General features: G+C 52.3%; 20 protein-coding genes. 2 read left to right on the top strand and 18 right to left on the bottom strand.

The annotated features are described in order from the left end of the window. Nucleotides 1–31: 31 nt before the first annotated feature. Complete coding sequence (gene arfB / locus ACT3RR_RS09770) at nucleotides 32–487, bottom strand: alternative ribosome rescue aminoacyl-tRNA hydrolase ArfB (RefSeq protein ID WP_396131489.1); 456 nt, start codon at nucleotides 485–487, stop codon at nucleotides 32–34. Further along, nucleotides 466–1,014, bottom strand: coding sequence for a YaeQ family protein (locus ACT3RR_RS09765; protein ID WP_034792764.1), 549 nt, complete (start codon nucleotides 1,012–1,014; stop codon nucleotides 466–468). Before ACT3RR_RS09765 ends, arfB begins: the two co-directional genes overlap by 22 nt. 219 nt (nucleotides 1,015–1,233) lie before the next feature. Between ACT3RR_RS09765 and ACT3RR_RS09760 the strand changes: the two genes are divergently transcribed. Beyond that, complete coding sequence (locus ACT3RR_RS09760) at nucleotides 1,234–1,434, top strand: YaeP family protein (protein WP_034792765.1); 201 nt, start codon at nucleotides 1,234–1,236, stop codon at nucleotides 1,432–1,434. Further along, nucleotides 1,421–1,681, top strand: coding sequence for a Rho-binding antiterminator (rof, locus tag ACT3RR_RS09755; RefSeq protein ID WP_034792766.1), 261 nt, complete (start codon nucleotides 1,421–1,423; stop codon nucleotides 1,679–1,681). Before ACT3RR_RS09760 ends, rof begins: the two co-directional genes overlap by 14 nt. Nucleotides 1,682–1,740: 59 nt before the next feature. Here the strand turns inward: rof and tilS are convergent, their stop codons facing one another. The 16 genes from tilS to ispC all read right to left on the bottom strand — a co-directional run bounded on the left by tilS (nucleotide 1,741) and on the right by ispC (nucleotide 22,196). Beyond that, entirely contained in the window at nucleotides 1,741–3,090 is a 1,350-nt protein-coding gene (gene tilS, locus ACT3RR_RS09750) for a tRNA lysidine(34) synthetase TilS (RefSeq protein WP_496200192.1), read from the bottom strand. A gap of 8 nt (nucleotides 3,091–3,098) precedes the next feature. Next, nucleotides 3,099–3,491: a VOC family protein gene (locus tag ACT3RR_RS09745; protein WP_496200191.1), complete on the bottom strand. Its 393-nt coding sequence runs from the start codon at nucleotides 3,489–3,491 to the stop codon at nucleotides 3,099–3,101. Nucleotides 3,492–3,580: 89 nt separating this feature from the next. Further along, nucleotides 3,581–5,725 (bottom strand): lysine decarboxylase LdcC, encoded by a 2,145-nt coding sequence (locus tag ACT3RR_RS09740; protein WP_485904068.1) that lies wholly within the window; start codon nucleotides 5,723–5,725, stop codon nucleotides 3,581–3,583. Between the two features lie 184 nt (nucleotides 5,726–5,909). Next, a complete protein-coding gene (gene accA / locus ACT3RR_RS09735; RefSeq protein WP_100936851.1) occupies nucleotides 5,910–6,869 on the bottom strand; it encodes an acetyl-CoA carboxylase carboxyl transferase subunit alpha in 960 nt (319 codons plus the stop codon). A 12-nt stretch (nucleotides 6,870–6,881) separates the two neighbouring features. Next, nucleotides 6,882–10,364, bottom strand: a complete 3,483-nt coding sequence (gene dnaE / locus ACT3RR_RS09730) for a DNA polymerase III subunit alpha (RefSeq protein WP_396131485.1) — start codon at nucleotides 10,362–10,364, stop codon at nucleotides 6,882–6,884. Nucleotides 10,365–10,436: 72 nt separating this feature from the next. Beyond that, a complete protein-coding gene (rnhB, locus tag ACT3RR_RS09725) occupies nucleotides 10,437–11,030 on the bottom strand; it encodes a ribonuclease HII (RefSeq protein ID WP_154147248.1) in 594 nt (197 codons plus the stop codon). Then, nucleotides 11,027–12,175, bottom strand: a complete 1,149-nt coding sequence (gene lpxB / locus ACT3RR_RS09720; protein ID WP_353503235.1) for a lipid-A-disaccharide synthase — start codon at nucleotides 12,173–12,175, stop codon at nucleotides 11,027–11,029. The genes rnhB and lpxB overlap by 4 nt, the downstream gene beginning before the upstream one ends. Before the next feature lie 49 nt (nucleotides 12,176–12,224). Further along, nucleotides 12,225–13,013 carry an acyl-ACP--UDP-N-acetylglucosamine O-acyltransferase gene (gene lpxA / locus ACT3RR_RS09715; RefSeq protein WP_353503236.1) on the bottom strand — a complete coding sequence of 263 codons (789 nt, stop codon included), beginning with the start codon at nucleotides 13,011–13,013 and terminating at the stop codon, nucleotides 12,225–12,227. Between the two features lie 3 nt (nucleotides 13,014–13,016). Next, nucleotides 13,017–13,472 (bottom strand): 3-hydroxyacyl-ACP dehydratase FabZ, encoded by a 456-nt coding sequence (fabZ, locus tag ACT3RR_RS09710; protein ID WP_034792780.1) that lies wholly within the window; start codon nucleotides 13,470–13,472, stop codon nucleotides 13,017–13,019. Between the two features lie 149 nt (nucleotides 13,473–13,621). Next, nucleotides 13,622–14,644, bottom strand: coding sequence for a UDP-3-O-(3-hydroxymyristoyl)glucosamine N-acyltransferase (gene lpxD, locus ACT3RR_RS09705; protein WP_353503237.1), 1,023 nt, complete (start codon nucleotides 14,642–14,644; stop codon nucleotides 13,622–13,624). A gap of 2 nt (nucleotides 14,645–14,646) precedes the next feature. Continuing rightward, a complete protein-coding gene (skp, locus tag ACT3RR_RS09700) occupies nucleotides 14,647–15,144 on the bottom strand; it encodes a molecular chaperone Skp (RefSeq protein ID WP_185689321.1) in 498 nt (165 codons plus the stop codon). A gap of 150 nt (nucleotides 15,145–15,294) precedes the next feature. Then, nucleotides 15,295–17,721, bottom strand: coding sequence for an outer membrane protein assembly factor BamA (gene bamA, locus ACT3RR_RS09695; protein ID WP_353503238.1), 2,427 nt, complete (start codon nucleotides 17,719–17,721; stop codon nucleotides 15,295–15,297). A 36-nt stretch (nucleotides 17,722–17,757) separates the two neighbouring features. Next, complete coding sequence (rseP, locus tag ACT3RR_RS09690) at nucleotides 17,758–19,113, bottom strand: sigma E protease regulator RseP (protein WP_353503239.1); 1,356 nt, start codon at nucleotides 19,111–19,113, stop codon at nucleotides 17,758–17,760. A gap of 41 nt (nucleotides 19,114–19,154) precedes the next feature. Beyond that, entirely contained in the window at nucleotides 19,155–20,003 is an 849-nt protein-coding gene (gene cdsA / locus ACT3RR_RS09685; RefSeq protein ID WP_353503240.1) for a phosphatidate cytidylyltransferase, read from the bottom strand. A 9-nt stretch (nucleotides 20,004–20,012) separates the two neighbouring features. Continuing rightward, entirely contained in the window at nucleotides 20,013–20,771 is a 759-nt protein-coding gene (ispU, locus tag ACT3RR_RS09680; protein ID WP_034792792.1) for a (2E,6E)-farnesyl-diphosphate-specific ditrans,polycis-undecaprenyl-diphosphate synthase, read from the bottom strand. 228 nt (nucleotides 20,772–20,999) lie between these two features. Then, on the bottom strand, nucleotides 21,000–22,196 hold the full coding sequence (gene ispC / locus ACT3RR_RS09675; RefSeq protein ID WP_353503241.1) for a 1-deoxy-D-xylulose-5-phosphate reductoisomerase: 1,197 nt from the start codon (nucleotides 22,194–22,196) through the stop codon (nucleotides 21,000–21,002). Nucleotides 22,197–22,209: the final 13 nt, after the last annotated feature.

Genomic DNA, 22,209 nt, shown 5'->3' with positions numbered 1-22,209 from the left:
CAAAAAAGGACCCATTCCACAGTTGAGCCGATCACGGCTGCCGAATCTTCCCACGCAATGCTTTGGTTGCGCCTTTTTTAACTTTTCCTTCAACACGACGAATTTTAGACCCTCTGGTGGGTTTCGTCGCTTTTCTAATCTTTTCAACCACCATCGCCTGCGAAATCAGGCTATTGAGACGAGCCAACGCGGCTTCGCGATTCATCTCCTGACTGCGATACTCCTGCGCTTTAATCACTACCACCCCTTCTGCGGTGATTAGGTGGTGATTAAAGGCCAAAAGCCGCTGTTTGTAATAATCAGGCAAACTTGAGGCTTTAATATCAAAGCGTAAGTGAATAGCGGTGGAAGTTTTATTCACATTTTGACCACCCGCCCCTTGGGCGCGGATGGCGGTTAATTCTATTTCACTGTCTGGGAGTTCAAGCTTTCCGGAAAGAATTTGCACGTCTGCTACCTTACATCTTACTCTGCGGGCGTTTTCCATTCAGAGAATTGTATTTCCAAATTATTCTGAGCGTCAGAAAGCCAAATAGTTCCGTCCTGCAACGTGGCTTGCAAGTTCATGTTGCGATTGGCAAAGGCGGTGAGCTTGGCTAACAGCTCGTCATCAATGAAGCGCACGCTTAAATTGCCGAAGCCGCTGATTTTACTCTCAATCGCCGACCACCAGACTTTTGCCGCGCGCTCGCTATATACATACAGCACCACCTCACGCGACTGGTTGCAGCCTTTCTTCAGGCGTTTCTCATCGGGCAGGCCCAGCTCAACCCACAGCTCAATGCCGTTGTGATCGTTTTTCCGCCAGATTTCCGGCTCATCTTCGGCGCTCAGGCCACGGGTAAAGCTCAAACGCTCATCGGCGTGGCAAATCCAGGCCAGCAGGCGCAGCATCATGCGTTGTTCTGTTTCGGAGGGATGCTGAGCCAAGGTCAGGTTGGCATCGTAGAAGAAATTGCGGTCCATATCTGCAATGTTGATCGCCGCTTTGTAGATCGTCGCTTTTAATGCCATTGAAAACCCCTTGATATTAGACGCACAGTGTACTGTAAAGCGGGCCTTAGCGACCAGTTTAACGCTGGATTAACTCTCTCCCAGCTAAAGAGAAAGCTGCATCTGCTCGTTAATAACTGGCATTCTCCTGTGCTATAGTCGTTTAATACTGAGAGTTTATCTTTCTGGGCTTTCATTAGGGTTAATACCCCAGCGGGATACGCTTTTGAAGGAGGACCTATGCAAGAGTACTGTGAGTCTATACGCCGTAAATATGCTGAGATTGCCAGTGGCGACCTTGGCTATGTGCCCGACGCGTTGGGCTGTGTGTTGAAAGCATTGGACGATGTCGCGGCGAATGCCGAACTGCCGTCTTCTATCCGGGAACAGGCGGCCTATGCCGCCGCTAACTTATTGGTGAGCGATTATGTCGATGAATGATGAGTACCAAGCCATCAATTGCGATGATTACGATAATCTCGAGATCGCCTGCCAGGAAAGCCTCGTTTTGACGTTGAAGTTGCGTAGCGGAGAGACTATTGAAGGTAAAGCTCGCGATCTATTGATGCGTAAAAAAGTAGAATATCTGATTATCGACGTGGCCGGTGAGCAACGCGATTTACGTCTCGATTATATCGAAAGCTTCAGCCATCCAAAAATCGGCACTGTGACTGTTAGCATCGAATAACGTTTACTATCATCTAGTTAAACGCTTAACGGGCAATCTTCGGATTGCCCGTTTGTATTTCAGCGGCCAGCAACGGCTTTGCGCCACACGACCTGGTATGCCTGCTGGCCCTGCTCTGCTCGCCCCTGCTGGGTGATAAACAGGCCCGGCGCTGCCACCAACTGCTCATTGTAGAACATCAGCGGGGTGCGCTCTCGCTCCCACGGCGCAACGCCAAGCTCTGGCCACAGCTTTTTCAAACTGCGCCCGCCCTGCCGCCCGACTTTCTCCACCCTCCCCTGAGCCGCAAAACGAATGGTGACGGCTTCGTCAGAAGCGGGAAGCCGCAAACCTTCTAGCGAAGAGTCAGTAAGCATTTCGACAGTTAAACAGCCAAGCCCCTCGGGCAGACTCAGCTCTGTGGCGATATTCCAAGGCACAACCACCTCGCGCAGGGAAGGCAGCGAGGCGGGCAGCAAGTAGAGCCGCTGGCGAAAACGCCTGATACTTGAGGTGTTGAGCCTAAACTGTGGCTCGGCGTCGTCGCGGCAGATTGCCACCTCATCCCAAATACGCTGGAGCTGCTCCCGTGACGGCATTTTCGCCCCCAGCTGCGCCAGCCAGCGGCGCAGCAGAGCCTGACGGCGCGGGGAGGACATCACCAGCATGGGTTCAATCTGCAAACTGCCGTCGCTGGCCTGCAAAGTTTGCAATGACTCGGCCAAAAGTTCATCCAGCAGTGACTCTTGCTCGGCGCAGAGCGCGGCGCTTCGCGCTACGGCCTCGGGAAAATGCGGCCAGCGCTGATAGAGTGCGGGAAGCACTTCCAGCCGCAGGAAGTTGCGGTCGAATCGCGCATCGCCATTGCTGTCATCTTCAATCCAACTAAGATTGGCCGCCGAAGCAAAGTCTTCCAGCTGCTGGCGCGAAAGTGAGAGCAAGGGCCGCAATAAGCGATAGTGCTGCCGGGACGCGCTCGCCGCCATGGATGACAACCCCGCAGGCCCGCTGCCGCGCTTTAACGCCAGCATAAAGGTTTCGCACTGATCATTTAGATGCTGAGCCGTCAGCAGGCATTCATCGCCCGCAAGGCTGCTGGCGAAAGCCTGATAGCGCGCTTTGCGGGCCGCGGCCTCAATGCCGTCTTGTTGGCTATCCACCCTGACCCGAATGACCTCCAGCGGCACGCCCCGCTGCTGGCAAAATGCCTCACAGTGGCTCACCCAGTTATCGGCAAACTGGCTTAAGCCATGATGAACATGAATCGCCCGCAGCGCCATCTCCGGCCAGTGGCTGTCGCGCAGTTTGACCAGCGCGTCCAGCAGCACCGATGAGTCCAGCCCGCCGCTAAAGGCGACGCAGAGCCTGCGCTCGCCGCCGATGTGCTTGATTAGCTCAGCGAGAACCGGGTTTGGCGTGGGAGAGTTCATTAGAGTACTCAACTGAGTTCGTAAAGCTCCAGTGGCAAATCGTCTGGATCGCTGAAGAAGGTGAATCGCTTATCGGTATAAGGATCGACCCGCACCGGCTCACACTCTACTCCGGCGCGGTTAAGCTCGGCGATCGCCACCTCAATGTCATCCACCGCGAAGGCTAAATGGCGCAATCCGCAGGATTCGGGGCGGCTGCCGCGCGCCGGCGGGTTCGGGAAGCTAAATAGCTCGATGGTGTAGTGGCCGTTAAGCGCCAAATCCGCTTTCCATGAATCACGCTCTTCACGATAAACCTCGGACATCAGGCTGAATCCCAGCACGTCGCAATAGAAGGCTTTGCTGCGCGCGTAGTCGGAAGCGATGATCGCAATATGGTGGATCTGGCGTAGGTTGAGCATAAAACTGTCCTGTAAAATTTTGGGAGCACGTTACTCAGGCTGCCCTGCTTCGTCAATAAAAGCCCTCAAATGAGGGCCAGGCAAGGCAATTATTCCGCCGGCAGCTTCAGCACTTTCACCAGATAGCGGCCGTCTTCCGTCAGTTTCGCGCCGTGAATATCGGTTTCAAAGCCCGGATAATGTTCACCAATCGAGCAGAGCATGATCAGGAAATCCAGCACCGCGCGGCTCTCCTGGGTGATCATCTCGCCGGGCATCACCACCGGGACGCCCGGCGGATAAGGCAAGATCATATTGGCCGAGACTTTGCCGATCAACTCTTCTATCTCGCACTCTTCAATATGGCCGCGTACCTGATGCTGGAACATCTCATACGGCGTCAGCATCATCTCTGGCAACACATCAAAGGCTCTGATCATCAAGCTCGGCAGATCGTGGTGGCGAATCATTTTATGAATGCCCTGAGCCAGATCCTGAATGCGCATATGGCGGTAAAAATCCGGATCCTCAGCATAAAGATCCGGCAGCATATTCTTCACCCGCAGGTTGAGATCGTAAGAGCGTTTGAAGTCCGTCAGCCCGCGCATCAGGCTCATCGCCTTGGTTTTGTCGATGCCAATGCTGAACAGGAATAGCAGATTATAAGGGCCGGTCTTCTCTACCACCACGCCGCGCTCGTCGAGGAACTTAGCCACCAGCGCGGCCGGGATCCCCTCTTCAGCCAGCTGCCCCTGCTCATCCATCCCCGGCGTCAGGATAGTCACCTTAATCGGATCCAGATACATGTGGTCGCTGTCGGCATTGGCAAAGCCGTGCCAGTTTTGGTCTGGATTGAGCGGCCAGCACTCGGCCTCATCAATCTCTTCAGGCTGCCAAATATCGTAGAACCAACCCTCAGTCTCTTCGCGCAGACGCTGGATCTCTTTGCGAAAGTGCAGCGCCCTTTCCACCGAACGGTTGATCAATCGCCGTCCCGGATTGCCGCGCAGCATGGCGGCGGCGGTTTCTGCCGAGGCCACAATGCCGTAATTCGGCGAGGTGGTGGTGTGCATCATGTAGGCTTCATTAAAGGTGTTTTCATCATAATCCCCTTTAATGTGGATCATCGAAGCCTGAGAAAATGCCGCCAAGAGTTTGTGCGTCGACTGAGTTTCATAAATCACTTTCCCCGCAATGCGTTCGCCGCTCATGCCGCTTTTACCGTCGTAAATCGGATGAAAATTGGTGTATGGCACCCATGCAGAGTCGAAGTGAATGGACGGCACATCTAAGGTTTTCTTAATATAATCAGTATTGTAAAGCAGACCGTCATAGGTCGAATTGGTGATCACCGCGTGAACCGGCCAGGTTGCATTCTGGGTAGCAGCGACCTTCTGCTCAATGTTCTCACGCGTGAACTCGCGTTGCGGAATGCCGCCCAGGATCCCATAGGCATTGCGGTTCGGCCGCAGATAAATGGGGATCACGTTGGTCATCATCATCAGATGGGCCAGCGACTTATGGCAGTTGCGGTCAATAAGTACGGTGCTTCCCGCCGGGGCGGCGTACATACCAACGATTTTATTCGCCGTTGAGGTGCCGTTAGTCACGATGTAGCTCTGCTCGGAGCCAAAGGTGCGGGCGATGTACTCTTCCGCCTCAAGGTGCGGGCCGGTGTGGTCGAGCAGCGAGCCTAGCTCGGTCACTGAAATGGAAACGTCCGCCTTCAGGGTTTTCGCCCCAAAGAAGTCATAAAACAGCGTTCCCACCGGGCTTTTCAGAAATGCCGTCCCGGCCATATGGCCCGGTGTACAGAAGGTGTATTTCCCCTCTTCGACATAGCGGAACAGCGCCTTGGTCAGCGGCGGCGTGATGGCATCAATGTATTCGTCGGTATATTGGCGAATGCGATTGGCAATGTCTTCAGCGGCGTTCAGGGCATATTCGAAGAAGTAGATCACCATGCGCATGTCGTTGACGGTGACGTCGAGCGACGAGTGGGTGTTAATGAAGCCGTACAGCGGCAGGTATTCGTTTAATTCGTTGATTTCTAAGCAGAGCGCTTCGCTATGCTGGTCCCAATCGAAAATCGCGCCGCAGATCCGCGCATTGTGCTCGATCAGTTTAAGGAGATCGCTCGGATCCCGTGGATAAATGATTTTGAAGCCCAGGTTCGTCAGGGCGAGATCCAATTCGCGGATCGGCTCATCTTTGTAATAGACGCCTTCGGGGCGCAGGATGGCGATAATATTCATCTGACAAATCCTTCTGGTTTTTATATCTCAGATAATTATAGAAACATGGTTAACTTCGCATGTGTACCTTTTCGCGAATAAGAAATGAAAAATCAGAATGATGGCGTTCGCGGCGGAGGCGGGATGGCAGAAACGAAAAAGGCCGTGCAAGCACGGCCTTTGAAAACAAATTGAGCGTTAGGACTTAGCAGTAGCCGTAAGTCATCAGACGCTGGTAGCGACGGTTGCGCAGTTCTTCATTATTCAGAACATCCAGATCGCTCAGATCAGCTTCCAACTGGGCACGCAGGGACGCTGCCATGGCAGGAACGTCGCGATGCGCGCCGCCCAGAGGCTCAGGGATAACAGAGTCAATCAGCTTCAGCTCTTTCAGGCGTGGCGCAATGATACCCATTGCTTCCGCAGCCAGTGGCGCTTTATCGGCGCTTTTCCACAGGATAGACGCACAGCCTTCCGGTGAAATCACTGAGTAGGTGCTGTATTGCAGCATATTAACTTTGTCGCCAACGCCAATGGCCAATGCACCACCAGAGCCGCCTTCACCAATAACGGTACAGATAACCGGCACGTTCAGACGGGACATCTCGCGCAGGTTGCGGGCGATAGCTTCGGACTGACCACGCTCTTCAGCGCCCACGCCTGGGTAAGCACCCGGGGTGTCGATGAAGGTGATGATCGGCAGCTTGAAGCGCTCGGCCATTTCCATCAGACGTAATGCTTTGCGATAGCCTTCTGGTGCTGGCATACCGAAGTTACGGCGGATTTTTTCTTTGGTTTCACGACCTTTTTGATGACCAATGATCATCACAGGACGCTCGCCTAAACGCGCGATACCACCAACGATAGCTTTATCGTCAGCATAAGCACGGTCACCGGCCAGTTCATCAAAATCGGTGAAGATATGTTTGATGTAATCCAGGGTGTAAGGGCGACGCGGGTGGCGCGCCAGTTGGGCAATCTGCCAGGCACCCAGATCAGAGAAAATCTTGCGAGTCAGTTCAACGCTTTTTTCACGCAGGCGCTCAACTTCTTCGTCCAGATTAATATCCAATTTTTCGTCTTGACGGCTGACTGCAGTCAGCGAGTCAATTTTCGCTTCCAGCTCCGCAATCGGCTGTTCAAAATCCAGAAAATTCAGACTCATAGCATTCCTATTTTAGTCAAATTCCAGTTCCACCTGCTCGGTACCTACAAGCGTTCGCAGATCCAGCAACAGTTTATCGGTCGGCGTTACACGCCACGTTGCACCGAATCGTAGCCGGGCACGCGCATTTTCTCGTTGGTAGTACAGATGTACTGGTATCGTCCCCGATCGGTGAGGTTCCAACGATTGACGGAGACGGTTTAAAAGCTGGTCATCAATTTGCCTGTCAGTCAGCGAGATAGCAAGACCGCGAGCATATTTTTCACGTGCTTCACTGATGTCCATAACGTCGCGGGCCATCATTTTAAGCCCGCCGCTGAAGTCATCAAAGCTGACCTGTCCAGTGGCGATAAGGATACGGTCTTTTTCCAATAAATGCTGGAATTTTTCTAGCGCTTCGGTGAACAACATTACTTCCAGACGCCCGGAACGGTCGTCCAACGTACAGATACCAATACGGTTTCCCCGTTTGGTAACCATTACCCTCGCAGCGATAACCAAGCCCACTGCGATAGTCATTTTGCCCCGGTCGGTCGGGTGCATATCTTTTAGGCGCTGGCCGCCGCCGTAACGCTCAATCTCTTTCAGATATTGCGTTATCGGGTGACCGGTGAGGTACAGCCCGAGCGTTTCGCGTTCGCCGTCCAGCACCGTCTGTTCTGGCCACGGCGTGACATTGGCATAAGACTTTTCGACCTGTTCAGGGGCCTCGGCCAGTACGCCGAACATGTCCACCTGCCCGATAGCCTCGGCTTTCGCGTGCTGGTCGGCAGCCTTCAACGCATCGCCCAAAGAGCTCATCAATGCGGCGCGGTGCGGGCCGAGACGGTCAAAGGCACCGGACATGATCAGCTTTTCAAGAATGCGTTTATTGAGCTTTTTCACATCGGCGCGGGCGCACAGGTCAAACAGCTCTTTGAAGTAGCCGCCCTCGTTTCGCGCTTCGATAATGGCTTCGATTGGGCCTTCGCCCACGCCTTTTATTGCGCCAATGCCGTAAACAATCTCACCTTCGTCATTGACGTGGAAATGGTACAAGCCGCTGTTGATATCTGGTGGCAGGATTTTCAACCCCATGCGCCAGCATTCGTCAACCAGACCCACCACCTTCTCAGTGTTGTCCATATCGGCAGTCATTACCGCCGCCATGAACTCCGCCGGATAGTGCGCTTTCAGCCATAAGGTCTGATAGGAAACCAGCGCATAAGCTGCGGAGTGGGACTTGTTGAAACCATAACCAGCAAACTTCTCTACCAGGTCGAAGATTTTAACTGCCAGTTCGCCGTCAATGCCACGAGATTTTGCACCATCTTCAAAACCGCCGCGCTGCTTGGCCATTTCGACCGGGTTCTTTTTACCCATGGCGCGACGCAGCATGTCCGCACCGCCCAGCGAGTAACCCGCCAGCACCTGTGCAATCTGCATCACCTGTTCTTGGTACAGGATGATGCCATAGGTCGGCTCCAGCACCGGCTTCAGAGACTCATGCTGCCACTGAATGTCGGGGTAAGACAGCTCTTCGCGGCCGTGTTTACGGTCGATAAAGTTATCTACCATGCCTGACTGCAACGGCCCCGGACGGAACAGGGCCACTAATGCGATCATATCTTCGAAACAGTCGGGCTTCAGGCGTTTAATCAAATCTTTCATACCACGGGATTCGAGCTGGAATACCGCCGTGGTTTCTGAGCGCTGCAGCATGTCGAAGCTTTTCTTATCTTCGAGCGGGATGGCAGCGATATCAATAGGTTCGAGTCCGGATTTCGCGCGACGGGCGTTAATCATGCCCAGCGCCCAGTCGATGATGGTCAGCGTACGCAGGCCGAGGAAGTCAAACTTCACCAGACCGGCATATTCGACGTCGTTTTTGTCGAATTGGGTGACCGGATGATTACCCTCGGCGTCGCAGTACAAAGGCGCAAAATCAGTAATTTTGGTCGGCGCGATCACCACGCCCCCGGCATGTTTACCGGCGTTACGGGTGACACCTTCGAGCTTACGCGCCATGTCGATCAGCGCTTTAACCTCTTCATCTGCTTCATAAATTTCTGGCAGCTGAGGTTCAGCAGCAAAGGCTTTTTCGAGCGTCATGCCCGGATCGGGTGGCACCAGTTTGGAGATACGATCGACGAATCCGTAAGGGTGGCCGAGCACGCGGCCCACGTCGCGGATAACCGCTTTGGCCGCCATGGTACCGAAGGTGATGATCTGCGAAACTGCTTCACGGCCATACATTTCGGCCACGTGGTCGATAACCAGGTCGCGTTTTTCCATGCAGAAGTCGACGTCGAAGTCGGGCATGGAGACACGTTCTGGGTTCAAGAAGCGTTCGAACAGCAGGTCGAACTCCAATGGATCCAAATCGGTAATTTTTAAGGCGTAGGCGACCAATGAGCCAGCACCGGAACCACGCCCTGGTCCTACCGGCACGTCGTTATCTTTCGACCATTGGATAAATTCCATCACGATCAAGAAGTAGCCGGGGAAGCCCATCTGGTTGATAACCCGAAGTTCTACGTCAAGACGCTCGTCGTATTCCGGGCGTTTCTGCGCTCTTACTTCAGGATCGGGGAATAAGAACTCCAGACGCTCCTCAAGCCCTTCCTTCGATTTCGCCACCAGAAAGTCCTCGGTGGTCATGTCGCCGGTCGGGAATTGCGGCAGGAAGTATTCGCCGAGGCGAATGGTCACGTTACAGCGTTTGGCGATTTCCACCGTGTTGAGCAGGGCTTCGGGGATATCTTCGAACAGCTCGCACATCTCATCTTCGCTGCGCATGTACTGCTGCGCGGTGTAATTTCGCGGACGTTTCGGGTCATCGAGGGTGAAACCGTCGTGGATAGCCACGCGGATTTCATGCGCGTCGAAGTCGCCCTGCACCAAAAAACGCACATCGTTGGTGGCCACCACGGGCAAATCACGCTCTGCCGCCAGCGCCACGGCGGCGTGAAGGTAGTTCTCCTCTTCGGCGCGCCCGGTGCGGATCAGCTCTAGGTAGTATCGATCAGGGAAATACTGCTGGTAGAACTCCAGACACTGCTCGACCTGCAGCTGATTGCCGCGTAACAGGAACTTACCTACATCGCCCATTTTCGCGCCGGAGAGCAAAATCAGCCCTTCATTCAGCTCGGCCAGCCAGTCGCGGTCGATGATGGGGCCAGCGGCGCCGTAGCCTCGCTGATAAGCGCGGGAGATCAGTAGCGTCAGATTCTGGTAGCCCTGATTATTCATCGCCAGTACGGTGAGCTGTGCCAGTTCGTCACCCAGAATTTCACTCTGCACGTTAAAGTCGGCGCCAATGATCGGCTTAATACCGGCACCGTGCGCCGAGCCGTAGAACTTCACCAGACCGCATAGGTTGGTGAAATCGGTAATGGCTAAGGCTGGCATGCCGAGGGACGCCGCGCACTTCACCAACGGCCCCACCTTGGCTAATCCATCCACCATGGAGTAGTCACTGTGAGTGCGAAGATGAATAAAACGAGGTTCGGCCATATCCAGAGTCCAGAGATGAAGATTGAATGAACGCTTGTCGGAATGACAAACTGACTTAAAACGCTAACAGACTTACTGCCCCAGCGCCCGCCTGACGGGTGCGAAGCTGCGCCTGTGGTGCGGCGTGGCACCCAGCTTAGCCAGGCTTTCGAGATGCACCGGCGTCGGGTAGCCTTTGTGTTTGGCAAAGCCATAATCAGGGAACTGAAGATCCAGCTCAACCATTTCACGGTCGCGCGTCACTTTGGCTAATATCGACGCGGCGCTGATTTCCGCGACTTTGCTGTCGCCCTTCACCACGGCCTGAGAGGCCATAGGCAATTTGGGGCAGCGATTGCCATCTATCAGCACCATATCTGGCGTGATGTGTAGCCCGGCCACCGCGCGCTGCATCGCCAGCATGGTGGCGTGCAGAATGTTTAATTCGTCGATTTCGTCTGGCTCAGCGCGTCCAAGGCTCCACGACAGCGCTTTCTCTTTAATCTCAATATAAAGAGCTTCGCGACGTTTTTCAGTGAGTTTTTTAGAGTCCGCCAGCCCGAGAATCGGCTTGGCCGGATCGAGGATCACGGCGGCAGTGACCACGGCGCCCACTAAAGGCCCGCGCCCTACCTCATCCACCCCGGCGATACACAATGCCTGAGGATAAACGAAGATATCACTCATCGATTTGCCAACTCCATCACGGCCTGCGCGGCCTGCTCATCGGCATCCCAGCGAATGCTTTCGTGCAGCGCCAGGAAAGTTTCCTGCAACTGATGGCTCTCTTCTCCACCAGCCAATAAAGGCAAGAGAGCGGCAGAGAGTTTTTCCGGCACACATTCGGTCTGCAGCAGTTCTTTGACGATTTCGCGCCCCGCCAGCAGGTTTGGCAATGAAACGTAAGGCGTTTTAACCAGACGCTCAGCCAGCCAGTAGGTGAAAGGCTTCATGCGATAACCGACAACCATCGGGCATTTCGCCAACATGCATTCCAGCGCCGCCGTGCCTGAAGCCAGCAATGCCGCGTCGCTGGCGATCATGGCGTCTCGCGCCTGACCGTCGAGCAGGTGCGCCGGCAAGTCAGGGGCAATCTCCGCCTTGATGCGTTCGAACTGCTCACGGCGCTTGGCATTGACCAAGGGAACCACGATGTGCAAATCAGGGTACGTCTGTCGCAGTTGGAGTGCGGTTTTCAGGAAATCGGCACTCAGCATTTCGACTTCCGCATGGCGACTGCCCGGCAGCAAAGCCAGACAATGAACGCCATCGGGAATGCCCAAGCGGGCGCGCGCCGCCGGTTTGTCCGGATGCAGCGGCATGGAATCCGCCATGGTGTGGCCGATAAACCGACAAGGAACGTTGAATTTATCGTAAAACGCTTTTTCAAAAGGCAGGAAAGCCAGCACCATATCGGTCGCTTTACCTATTTTGAAAACACGCTTTTGACGCCAGGCCCAGACTGAAGGGCTGACATAGTGAATGGTGCGAATACCGCGCTGCTTGAGACGACCTTCGAGGGTGATGTTGAAGTCAGGCGCATCAATGCCCACAAAGACGTCGGGCTTTAACTCGCTAAAGCGCTGAGTCAGGTCTTTGCGGATTTTCAACAGGCGTGGCAGACGTTCGAGAACTTCCACCACGCCCATGACAGCCAGCTCTTCCATTTCGTACCAGGCTTCGCATCCCTCAGCTTGCATCAGTGGGCCAGCAACTCCCACGAAGCGCGCATCAGGATGGTGTTTTCTTAGAGCGCGAATTAAACCAGCACCAAGAATATCGCCGGATGTTTCACCGGCCACCAGGCCAATAGTCAGAACAGGCTTTTGCATTTTTTACCGCTTATTTGCCAAATTACAGGTTTACCAGAGAGTTAGCCCCTCAGCGAATGATGCCGCGCGTGGAGCGCGCGAAGAAATCGCTGAACGGTTTAACCGCCGGGAACTCTGCTGCAATTTCGGCGATTTCAGGTTGCGCTTCTTCCAGCGTTTTTCCGCTGCGATACAATAACTTGTAGGCATTACGGATAGCGTGCAATGAAGATTTGTCAAAACCACGACGCTTCAAGCCTTCGATATTAATACCAAATGGCGTGGCGTGGTTTCCCTGAGCAATCACGAAAGGTGGAACGTCCTGAGCAACGCCAGAGCAGCCGCCAACCATCACGTGAGCACCAATAACGCAGAACTGATGAATGGCAGTCATACCGCCAATGATGGCGTGGTCGTCAATCTCAACGTGACCACCAAGGGTCGCGTTATTTGCCAGAATAACGCGATTGCCGATAACACAATCGTGGGCAATATGCGCGTTAACCATCAACAGGTTATCGCTACCCACTTTTGTTAATCCACCGCCCTGAACGGTACCACGGTGAATGGTCACGCTCTCACGAATACTGTTGCGATCGCCAACTTCAACGCGTGTCGGTTCTCCCGCATATTTCAAATCTTGGTTAATTTCACCAATAGTAACGAACTGAAAAATGCGGTTGTCGCGACCAATTTTGGTCACGCCATTAAGAACAACGTGTGATTTAAGCTCAGTACCTTCGCCAATCTCAACGTCAGATCCGACATAACAAAAAGGACCGATTCGAACACCAGCACCAATAATGGCACCGTCTTCGACAACAGAGCTTGGGTGAATAAAGGCGGTTTTATCAATCATTAATTAAGACTCCCGGCGACGGGCGCACATCATTGATGCCTCGCAAGCAATCTCGCCATCTACCTTTGCGACACCTTTAAAACGAGCAACGCCACGACGCTCTTTAATGAATTCAACTTCCAGAATCATCTGGTCGCCTGGCAACACAGGACGTTTGAATCGTGCGTCATCAATAGCAGCAAAATAATACAGCTCGCCTGGCTCTAATTTACCTACGCTTTTGAAGGCAAGAATGCCGGTGGCCTGCGCCATCGCTTCAAGAATCAATACGCCTGGGAAGATAGGCTTACCCGGGAAGTGGCCCTGGAAGAACGGTTCGTTGAAAGAAACGTTTTTCACTGCACGTAAAAACTTCCCTTTTTCAAAATCCAGCACGCGATCAACCAGCAAAAACGGGTAACGGTGCGGCAGCAGATCCAATATCTCTTCAATACGCAGAGTATGAGTGTCAGTTGTCAAAATACTCTTCCTGTCTAAAAAACTGATGGCATCAATAACACGGCCTGCTTGATCCCCAAAGAAGATCATTAGGCAGGCCGCAAATAGAAACGAGTGCCGCCGGAAGGTGGCATCCACTGCCAATTTCCAGCAACACAGTAGTCGGTAATTTAGTCTTCTTCGATTTTACGCTCGACAGCTTTTAAGCGCTTATTCATCTCATCGATATTCATTACCAACGCAGCGGTTTTACGCCACACTTTATTGGGCTGTAACGGAATACCGGAGGAGTATACCCCAGGTTCGGTGATTGGTCGCATCACCATTCCCATTCCAGTCACTACAGCCTTATCACAAATTTCCATATGGCCGTTGATAACACTGGCGCCGCCGATTTGGCAGTAACGGCCAATTTTCAGACTACCGGCCATAATCACTCCACCTGCAACCGCCGTATTGTCTCCAATCACGACGTTGTGCGCAATCTGACATTGGTTATCAATGATAACGCCATTGCCGATGATGGTGTCGTCCAGGGCTCCGCGGTCAATCGTGGTGCAAGCACCGATCTCTACGCGATCGCCAATCAGCACGGTACCCAGCTGAGGAATTTTGACCCAGTTACCACGGTCGTTAGCATAGCCGAAGCCGTCAGCACCAATCACGGTACCAGACTGAATCAAGCACGATTCGCCAATTTCCACACGATGGTAAATAGAGACATTGGCCCAAATTTTGGTGCCAGCGCCTAATTTTGCATTCTTACCAATGAAACAGCCAGCCCCAATGACAACATTGTCACCAAGCACAACACCTGACTCGATCACCGCATTGGCGCCAACGGAAACGTTGTTGCCCAAGATGGCGGTGTCGGAGATTACCGCACTGGCGGCAATATCTTTGGCCGGCGCTGGCGTGGTATCTAACAATTGCGCCATACGGGCATAAGTCAGGTATGGGTTTTTAACCACTAATGCCGCAGTGCGGCAAAACGGCAGATCCGCTTCCGTCAACACTACAGCCCCTGCGGCGCAGGTAGCTAACTGTTCACGGTAACGGCTGTTTGATAAAAACGTGATTTGCTCAGAGTGCGCGGAATGCATTGAAGCAATGCCGGTGATGACGATATCGCCATCACCGTGCAATTGTGCATCCAACTGCTGTGCGAGATCAGCCAGTCGAATTGAAGACATGTTTATTTAACCTGTTTCAGCACATCAGCAGTAATGTCTTTTTCATTGCTTGCGTAAGCAACAGCGTTAGCATCAACAACGATGTCATAACCTTGTTTGCTAGCAACAGACTTCACTGCATCCTGGATACGGCTCAGGATTTTGTTACGTTCTTCAGCCTGGCGGCGACGGTTATCTTGTTCAAAAGCCTGAGCTTTTGTAGAGAAATCTTCGCGCTGAGCCATAACGTCTTTTTCTAGCTTGCTGCGATCGCTGGCTTTCATGGTAGAGCCGTCACGCTGTAGTCTCTGCATTTTAGTCTGCAGATCACGTTCTTGAGCTTGCAACTGAGTTGCACGGCCTTTGAACTCGTTTTCCAACTGTTTTGCAACAGCATCACGTGCTGGCATTTGTTGGAAGATGCTCTGAACGTTAACAACAGCAATTTTGTCAGCAGCTTGGACGCTTACTGAAGAAGCCATAACTAAACCGAGGCCGGCGGCATATAACCACTTTTTCACTATAAACTCCTTCCATCACCCGTTGTGCCATATGGCACGATAATTACACAATAAGAATGAGTTTATAAAACAACTTCACGGGCGTTTTGCCCGTGAGCTGATAAAAACTCAAACATTGTAGCCCTCATAGCATTGAGAGCCACGAATGTGTTACCACGTTTTACCGATGTTAAATTGGAACTGTTCCGCTTTATCACCATCGTAATCTTTGATAGGTCGTGCGTAAGAGAACACCAATGGCCCTAATGGAGACTGCCATTGCAACGCCAGACCTGTAGAAACACGGAAGTTGTTCGGATCACTGTAATCAGGAACGCCTGCAGCTTCAGTTTGCGCAGTGTTCTTCCAATTGGTATCCCAAACAGTACCGCCATCAACAAACACAGAAGTACGCACTGAGTTTGAATATTTCTCACTGATAAACGGTGTAGGCACGACCAACTCAGCACTTAACACGGCCATGGCGTTACCGCCGACAGCATCGTCAGAGTTGTTTACAGCACAGTTGCTGTAAGAGGTGCTACCCGCAGCACAGTTATAGTATGCCGCTTTAGGACCGATAGTATTCGAGCGGAAACCACGGACGCTGCTTGAGCCACCCGCGTAGAAGTTATCGTAGAACGGTACTTCTTTCCCGCCGATACCATCTGCATAACCCGCGCGAGCACGACCCAGTAATACCCACTGACGGTTTTCGCTCAGAGGGAAGTACGTCGTTGAGTCGAACGTAATCTTGTAGTACTCGTTATCCGAGCCAGGCACTGTCACTTTGCCGTTCAGGCTAGCTTTGGTACCTGAAGTCGGGAAGTACCCACGGTCAAGGTCGTTATAACCCCAACCCAGGTTCGCAAAGAAGTCGTTCGCGCTGAAGTCTGCATCAGACGTGGTATCTGTACCCACGGTGACTGGCGGGTTGATACCCACAGAGTTCAGATAGCGGAACATACTTACCTGCGGTTCCATATTGGACAGGTCGTTATGTACGTAATCCAGGCCCAAGCGCAATGAGTTATTTTCATTGATTGGGAAGCCGAGCGTACTGCCTATGCCATAACTCTTGTTGGTATAGTCAGACAGGTCGGCGTTATCAGCTTTAAAGTCGTTATAGAAGATACGACCGCCCAAGCTCACACCGTCTACGGTGAAGTAAGGGTCGGTAACAGTGAATTCTGTATACGTCTGATAATCGTTTTTAGTTCCGCTGATCCCAACAGAATAACCAGAACCTAACCAGTTATCTTGTTGAACACCGACCTGGAAGCTCACGCCACTCTCGGTGCCGTAACCTACGCCAAAGTTAAAGGTACCGGTGTTACGCTCTTTAACTTTATAGACCACGTCGACCTGATCTGGGGTACCCGGTACGCGCTGAGTATCAACATCAACGGTATCGAAATAGCCTAGACGGTTAAGACGCTCTTTGCCTTTATCAACCAGATCATTACCAAGCCACGCACCTTCCATCTGACGCATTTCACGGCGCAAGACGCTGTCTTTACTGGTGTCGTTGCCTTCGAAGCGAATGTGACGCACATAGAAACGGTTACCCGCGTCTACGCTAACGTGCAGCTTAACGGTTTTGTCGGCATCATTGATTTCAGGCTGAGTCTGTACGCGCGGATAAGCGTAACCATAACGGCCCAACATCTGCTTGATGTCGTTTTCCATTTTGGTGACTTTCGCGCCGTTATACAGCTCGCCTTTGTCGATCTTGGTCAGGCTTTCAACTTCGGCAGAGTGGCCGGCCATATTGCCGTTAACTTCAACGCCTGAAAGCTTGTACTGATCGCCTTCAGTGATGTTAAGGGTAATATAAATGCCTTTTTTATCTGGCGTCAGGCTGACCTGAGTTGAATCGATGTTGAAACGGGCGTAACCGCGATCCAGATAGAAGCTGCGCAGGGTTTCGAGGTCACCCGCCAATTTTTGTTTCTGGTATTTGCGATCGCCCACCACGTTCCACCATGGCACCTCGTCACGCAGCTGGAAGCGAGCAATAAGCTCATCCGTACTGAACGCGTGGTTACCCACGATGTTGATCTGCTGAATTTTTGCAGAAACACCTTCGGTGAAGACCAATTTCAAATCAACGCGGTTACGCGGCAAAGGCGTAACAACAGCCTTCACGGACGCGCTGTATTTACCGACGCTGTAGTAGAAATCTTCGAGACCTTTCTCGATGCTGGTTAATGTTGTTCGATCAAGCGCTTCGCCAACCCGGACACCAGAGGCCTCCAGGTTTTCTTTCAGCATGTCGTCTTTCACAGATTTATTACCTGAGAAAGTGATGCTGGCGATTGTAGGACGCTCTTTGACCTGAACAATCAAGGTATCACCATCACGCAGAACGCGAACGTCCTCAAAGTTGCCAGTGGCAAACAATGCGCGAATAGTATTACTGATGTCGTCGTCGGTGATGGTATCACCAACGCGAACCGGCATATTGAGTAACGCCGCACCGACGGCAACTCGCTGCAGGCCTTCGAAATGAATGTCTTTCACCACGAAACCATCTGCACCGTATACGGTGGCGCTGCCAAACAGCAGCGACGCTATGAGCAACTTTTTGATCGCCATCGTTGTTATGCGTTCTTCCTAACCTAATCCCCAGCCTTAAAGACGGGAGAAATCATTGAAAAGTGCAAGCCCCATTACCATCACCAGCACTATCGCGCCGATACGGTAACTGAAGTTTTGAACTCGCTCGGAAACTGGCCCACCCTTTAGCTTCTCGATAGCTAAAAACACCAGGTGTCCACCATCTAACACTGGCAACGGAAAAAGGTTCACGATACCGAGATTGACACTGATAAGTGCCAAAAACATCAGGTAGTACACTAAACCATATTCCGCCGACATTCCTGCTCCCTGTGCGATTGAAATTGGACCACTCAGGTTATTCAGCTTAACGTCGCCAGTTATTAACTTACCCAGCATGTTTACCGTGAGCTTCATCAGCTGCCAGGTTTTATCCCCGGCCTCATAGAATGCAACAAACGGCCCATACTGACGGATAGTTTTGTACTCATCAGGCAGTGGTATAACTTTGGGCACCACTCCGGCAAATCCCTGTTCCTTCCCTTTGCCTACCGACTTGGAGTCCGGTGTCAGTGTGAGATCAACCGATGAACCTGCGCGCTCAACTTCTAACGCGATAGGTTTGCCCGGGTTATCACGAACCTGCATGGCAAAAGTACGCCAATTCGCCAAAACTTGACCATCGACTTTAACGATCCTGTCACCAGCTTGCAAACCGGCTTTCTGAGCTGCCGAATCGGTTTGCACTTCTGCGAGCACAGATTCTATCTGTGGGCCGCGAGGAATAATACCCAGCGCGACAACGGGATCTTGCTTTTCGGGGTCAAACCGCCATTGTGTTAAATCTAACTTTTTCTCAACAACTTCAGAACCACCGAATTGTGAGACACCTAAAGTTGTCTGATTGTTTCCGATCTCACCGATTAAAGACAAACGAACTGAATCCCAATCAGGCGTTTCGATGCCATCGATTGACTTAAGTTCCATGCCGGGAGAAATATTCGATTGCGCTGCGATGGATTGTGGGGTGACTTCACCAACAACCGGACGCACGGCTGGGACGCCGATAATGAACACCAGCCAATAGGCAAAAACGGCGAAAATGAAGTTAGCGATTGGCCCAGCGCTGATGATAGCGGCGCGCTGCCAAACGGTTTTACTATTGAAAGACTGGTGGCGCATTTCGTCAGGAACGGTTTCGTTACGCTCGTCGAGCATCTTAACGTAACCGCCAAGGGGAATGACGGCGAGAACGTACTCGGTCCCGTGTTTATCCGTGCGGCGCCACAGAGTGCGCCCAAAACCCACGGAGAAACGCTGAACATAAACGCCACAACGACGAGCAACCCAGAAATGGCCAAATTCGTGCACGGTGATTAGCACCCCCAGTGCAACGATAAAGGCGGCCAAACTCCAGAGTATGTTCATCATATTCCTAACGATCCCTTAGAAGACATCCCGTCTCGGACGGATTAATAAACCAGCAGCATTAAGCATGCAAACACCGGCACAGCCGCAGTCAGGCTATCGATACGATCCAGTATCCCACCATGACCCGGTATCAAGTTACCACTGTCTTTTATACCCGCTTCACGTTTAAACATGCTTTCAGTTAAATCCCCCAGCACCGAAGCCAGAGCAGCAATGACTGAACACACCAACAGCGTAGCAGGAACAACATTTAATGGCGCATAACGCCCGAACAACCAGGAAATCAGGGCCGAAGTGACCAGACCACCGATGACGCCTTCCCATGTCTTACCAGGGGAAACTTTCGGCGCCAACTTGTGCTTGCCGAACAGTTTGCCAAACAGGTAAGCGCCAGAGTCAGCGCCCCAGACCAGCAGCATGACATACAGTAGCCACCATGCTCCAGTGTGGTGATTTTCAGCGTAACCGTACTGGCGCAGCGCCACCATACCCCAAAAGAAAGGAACAATGGTCAATAAACCGAAGGCTAAACGTAATATGCGCGATCCGCGCCAAAATGAGGCAGATTTAGGGTAGAAAATAACCAGAACAAAGGCCGCAATCCACCATATAAGGGAAGCCCATAATGAGCCACTCACTTGAGGGAGGTTAATTGGCTGACGATAAGCCGGCATGCTCAGCATCATTGCAATAAGGACAAAGCCACAGAGCACGGCCAACCAAATGCGCTGACTGCGAGTCTTAAATCCTGAAAGTTGCCCCCACTCCCACGCGGCCAACATACAGATGACTAACGCAACAATGGCAAAACCAAGAGGCGGCAGCATAAACAGTGCAGCGATAACAATGGGGATCAAAATCAACGCTGTGGCGATGCGATACTTCAGCAAAAGTTCTCCCTAGGACGCATTGGCGCCAATAGGTGTAGTGCCCCCGAAGCGACGCTCGCGTTGTGCAAAAGCATTCAGCGCGCCTTCAAAGGTGTTTTCATCAAAATCAGGCCAGAGGACATCGGTAAAGTAAAGTTCTGCATAGGCGATTTGCCACAGCAGAAAGTTACTAATACGGTGTTCCCCACCGGTTCTGATCACCAAATCGACGGGTGCCAACTCGCTCATACAGATAGTGCTATTTAATGCTTCTTCTGTAATTTGCTCAACCTGCAAAGAACCAGCTTCAACTTGACTCGCCAGTTTTTTTACGCCCTGGATAATATCCCACCGACCGCCGTAATTAGCAGCGATGTTAAGCGTAAGGCCGTCGTTATTTTCTGTAAGTGTTTCTGAACGACGGATCCTTTCTTGCAGACGCGCACTAAAGCGGCTGACATCACCGATGATTTTTAGCCTGACGTTATGTTTGTGCAGACTTTTAACTTCGCTGTCCAGTGCACGGACGAACAGCTCCATCAATGCTGAAACTTCCTGAGCAGGTCGGTTCCAGTTCTCACTACTAAAGGCATAAAGCGTCAACGCATTAAGCTGATGGTTGGCCGCAAAACTGACTGCTTTACGGACGGATTTCACACCGGCTTTATGGCCAAAAACGCGCATTTTCCCCTGAAGTTTCGCCCAGCGACCATTGCCATCCATAATAATGGCAACATGGCGTGGCATTGCGCAAGGCGCGTCAGATATCTGTTGCTTTTCGAGGGACATAACGCGTACTCATTTCCTTATTAGGGCAGAACTATGTTAACTGACCGCCAGCGTATTTCTGTGCGCAAAAAAGCCGTGTTCCTGTTCAGGCACGGCTTGCCCTGACTGTTTACCGTTTTTATAGAGTAATCGCATTCAGGTATCGGCACTGAAGGCGCAGTCAGGTGGCGCAGACTATATCATTTCAATGTGATGCGAACAAATTACCGCAATCCGCTATCCGCAACATCATAACGCAAAAGTCTGTAATTTCTGGTGAGCTGACGCACGCGCCGCACGGTCAATTTCCAATACTTCATCAACAGATTGCGGTTCGTTCGCGACAGATTGCTCCATAACTTCGCGATTTATGTTGGCAATGTCGGTAAAGCGAATGTGCCCCGCCAAGAATGCGGCGACCGAAACTTCATTAGCAGCGTTCAATGCCGTGGTGGCTGCCTGCCCCGTCCGGCTGGCTTCGATGGCCAATTGTAAACACGGATAGCGGTCAAAATCAGGCTCGCAGAAGGTCAACGCACCGATTCGGCAGAAATCTAACGCTTCAACGCCGGAATCGACACGATGCGGATAAGCCATCGCGTGGGAGATTGGCGTGCGCATGTCCGGCGAGCCGAGCTGCGCCAAGACGCTGCCATCGTGGTAGCGAACCATAGAGTGAATCACCGATTGCGGATGGATAATGACTTCCATCTGCTCGGCAGAGGCATTGAACAGCCAGCGGGCTTCGATATATTCGAGGCCTTTGTTCATCATGGTGGCGGAGTCGACAGAAATTTTGCGCCCCATAGACCAGTTCGGGTGCGCACAGGCCTGGTCTGGGGTGACGTGGGCAAAGTCTGCCAAAGGTAACTCGCGGAATGGGCCACCAGAGCCGGTAAGGATAATGCGCGATACGCCATTTTCTTCCAAAGAGGCATAGCCAAGCTGCTGCTGAATGCGCTCAGGCAGGCTCTGGAAAATTGCATTGTGTTCACTATCGATTGGCAGAAGCTGGCTGCGGCTTTGGCGAACGGCATCCATGAAGATGCGTCCGCAGGTGATCAGCGACTCTTTATTCGCCAGTAATACCTGCTTGCGCGCTTTTACCGCCGCAAGCGTGGGTAACAGCCCGGCGGCGCCAACGATGGAGGACATCACCTGATCAACTTCATCCAGCGCCGACAACTCACAGGACGCCTTTTCGCCAGAGAGTACCTCTGTTTTTATCCCCTGCTCAGCAAGTATGGTTCGCAATGCTTTGGCAGAAGTTTCATCGGCCATAGAGGCAAAACGAGGTTGGAATTCAATACATTGCTGCGCCATGACGTCCACGTTTTTACCGGCAACCAGTGCAGTTACCTTGAAATCTTGTGGGTTAGCGCGAACGACCGCGAGGGTGCTGCTGCCGACAGAGCCTGTCGAACCAAGGATGGTAAGTTGTTTCATGAAAATACCCGGT

The sequence above is a fragment of the Ewingella sp. AOP8-B2-18 genome, from assembly GCF_052376015.1.
GTDB classification, from domain to species: Bacteria; Pseudomonadota; Gammaproteobacteria; order Enterobacterales; family Enterobacteriaceae; genus Ewingella; species Ewingella allii.
Note: the sequence above shows the minus strand (reverse complement) of the source record. Positions and strands in the feature narration are given on the sequence as shown.